The sequence below is a fragment of the Azospirillum isscasi genome (assembly GCF_030849505.1).
Taxonomy (GTDB): domain Bacteria; phylum Pseudomonadota; class Alphaproteobacteria; order Azospirillales; family Azospirillaceae; genus Azospirillum; species Azospirillum isscasi.
Genome location: NZ_JAUJFI010000317.1, coordinates 1 through 2,360, shown reverse-complemented (window position 1 = coordinate 2,360; position 2,360 = coordinate 1). Strand labels below are relative to the sequence as shown.

The 2,360-nt window shown below is 73.1% G+C and carries 3 protein-coding genes and 1 pseudogene; all 4 read right to left on the bottom strand.

What is annotated here, in order from left to right; translation table 11 throughout:
* A partial coding sequence (locus QSG27_RS28600) for a YlbE family protein (RefSeq protein WP_306712206.1) occupies window positions 1-1,141 on the bottom strand: 1,141 nt, incomplete at its 3' end.
* Window positions 1,142-1,179: 38 nt separating this feature from the next.
* Entirely contained in the window at window positions 1,180-1,665 is a 486-nt protein-coding gene (locus QSG27_RS28595; protein WP_149470197.1) for a MarR family winged helix-turn-helix transcriptional regulator, read from the bottom strand.
* A 99-nt stretch (window positions 1,666-1,764) separates the two neighbouring features.
* Window positions 1,765-2,145, bottom strand: a complete 381-nt coding sequence (gene hpxZ, locus QSG27_RS28590; protein ID WP_306712203.1) for an oxalurate catabolism protein HpxZ — start codon at window positions 2,143-2,145, stop codon at window positions 1,765-1,767.
* A pseudogene (locus QSG27_RS28585) lies at window positions 2,142-2,360 on the bottom strand (amidase); the annotation flags it as partial. The gene hpxZ and the pseudogene QSG27_RS28585, both read right to left, overlap by 4 nt.

Below are 2,360 nucleotides of genomic sequence, written 5' to 3'. Positions count from 1 at the left end.
CCGCCAAGGCCGGGGCGGAGGTGGTCTGATCCCCTGCCCTACGCCTTGTCCTCGCTGGGGAAGTGCCGCCCTTCCCCAGCTTGTCCTCGATGTAGAGCATGTTGACGAGCACCAGCAGGACGACCGCGAAGGGCGTGGCCAGGACCATGCCCATCAGCCCGAACAGCCCGCCCCCCGCCGCGATGGCGGCTCCGGCGGCAGCGCCCAGCTCCGCGCGCAGCAGCGGCGCGGCGTCGAGCGCCAGCGCGCCGAATCCCACCGCGTCGATGACGGCGCTGTCCCCGATCGCCGGCAGGCGCGGGCGGGGGGCGCCGCCCGGCAAGGCAATGTCCGGCCCCTGCGGAGCGGCCGCAGGCGCGCTCGCCCAGCCTTCGCCCATCATGCCCGACAGGCGCAGCCCGAACCGCACCCCGTTGCCGCCCGCCGCCGTCACCAGCGCCGCCCCCGGCACCCCGTCCGCGGCCAGCAGCATCGTCTTGCAGGCGGCCATCCAGGGGTTGAGGAAGAACTGTCCGGCCTCTCGCAGAAAGCCGCAGACCTCGCCGGAACCGCCCAGCCGCGACGCCAGCGTGTCGGTCAGCAGCGCCGAGGCCACCCCGACGCGCCCGTGCAGCTCGTCCCCCTGCTCCATCGCCTCGCGGGCGATGCCGGACAGCTCCACCGGCCCGACCCCGGCCAGCGTCGGGCCGACCGCGCCGTGCAGCAGGCGCAGCCGCTCCACCACCGCCCCGTTGACGATGCCGAAGCGCAGGGCGGGGCCGCCGCCCTCGTTCAAGGGGCTGTGGGCGCGGACGCCGGAGCCGCCCGCATCCTCCACCACATGCAGCCACATCGACCGCGACACCACGGCGGCGAGCGGGGTGACGACGCCCAGGTCCTGCGCCGGGCGCAGGGTCACGGCGCCGCTGCGCACCAGGGCGCGGGCCTCCTCCACCCCCTCGGCCATGCCTTCGAACAGCAGCGCCGCGGCGGCGGCGTTGAGGACCGGTGGGCAGATCTCCTCAGGATTGGCGAAGGGCGGGCCGGCGTGCAGCAGCGTGCGGCGGTCCAGCCCGATCCGCTCCCCGGCGGTTCCGGTCTCCGTCCACACCGGCACGGCGGCCAGCAGCCGCTCCACGGCCCGCGCGGTGGCGTCGTTCATCGCGTGTCTTCCCGGTCTGAGGTTGTCTTTCGGTGCCGTTACGGCAAATGCAGCGGGGCGCGCCCGTAGCCGTTGCTGGCGTCCACCAGATGCAGCAGGTGGCGCAGGAAGACCGCCCGGTCCTCCTTCGGCAACGGCGCGATGGTGCGGTCGTGGGCGCGCTGGGCCTTCTTGTCCATGCGGCGCAGCAGCTTGCGGCCCTCCGCGGTGATGGCGGCCAGCTTCATGCGCTTGTCCACCGGGCTGGCCCGGCGTTGGATCAGCCCGCGCTCGGCCAGCCGCGCCAGCACGCCGGCGGTGGTCGTGCGGTCGATGCCGATCTGGGCGCCCAGCGTCACCTGATCCAGGTCGGGCCGCTCCGCCAGGGCGGTCAGCACGCTGTATTGGACGGGGGTGATGTTGAACTCCGCGCACTCCTCCATGAACATGGCGACGTGGATCTGGTGCAGGCGGCGGATCAGGAAGCCGGGACGCTCCGCCAGGACGCGGTACGCCTCTTCGATCAGTGGGTCGTCTAAGGTCATAGCGGGCGGTCCGTCGGCGCGGGTTCGGGGATCGGGTTCGGGCATCAGTGAGGATGGCGGCGGGCCGGGGCATCGGCAACCGGGCGGAAGGACGCGGTCCTAACCCATCAGCGACACGTGGGCCGCAACGATACGCCACCCCTCCGGCATGCGGACCCAACTGTGGCTTTGCCGCCCGATCCGCTCCGTGGAGGGGCGCGTGAATTCGGTGTTGGCGGTCGCCATGTCGCGGCCATAGGTGGTGATGACCGTGTTGCGCAGCGCCCGCTCCAGCCCCGCCGCCGGGCGGCCCTGGCGGAAGGCGGCGATGGCCTCAAAGCCGTACAGATTCTCCCCGACGCCGTAGCGCAGGGTCGCCGGGTGGTTCCAGAACAGCTCGTCCAGAACGGCGACGTCGTTGCCGGTGAGAGCGCGTTCGTAGCGCTCGAAGGCGGCGGTGACCTCGGCCACCACCTCGGGGATGTTGATCTCAAGCGTCATGGGAAGAGGTCCTCAACGATGTCCAGAAGCGCCGCGTCGCTGCCGCGCGGGCCGATCAGCGACAGGCCGAGCGGACAGCCGTCCAGCCGCGCCGCGGGAATGGAGATTTGCGGCAGTCCGGCCAAGCCGGCGGGGCAGAGGATCGCCAGCGCCCGCCCGCGCTCCGCGTCCACCGCCGCCCCCGACGCGCCGCGCAACGGCGCGATGCCCGGCGC